Genomic DNA, 298 nt, shown 5'->3' with positions numbered 1-298 from the left:
CGGTGTTGGGCTTGTGCGCCTTGTAGTTGCGGGCGAACCAGATCTTGTAGATGCCGTTGTCCAGGGCGACGATGCCTTCGGACGGCAGCACGCGACGGATGTCGGCGACCAAGCGCTGCGGGTAGACCGGGAAGCGGTTGTCGTCGGCGCCTTCGGCGATCTGGGCCTCGTTGGCCTCACGGATGGTCATGAGGCGGGTGAAGTCCCAGTGCGAGGTGTCGCCCAGGCCTTCGGCGATCTGCCACACGGCGTTGGCGATGTCGCCGATCACTTCGACCTGCGGGAAGTACACGGCATC

General features: G+C 65.1%; 1 pseudogene. It reads right to left on the bottom strand.

Features of this window, described 5'->3' with window-relative positions:
• A pseudogene (locus ACNQPL_RS26720) lies at nucleotides 1–298 on the bottom strand (acetolactate synthase large subunit); the annotation flags it as partial.

Source organism: Pseudomonas sp. LFS044 (genome assembly GCF_047978245.1).
GTDB lineage: Bacteria > Pseudomonadota > Gammaproteobacteria > Pseudomonadales > Pseudomonadaceae > Aquipseudomonas.
This window is presented reverse-complemented; position numbering and strand designations above follow the sequence as displayed.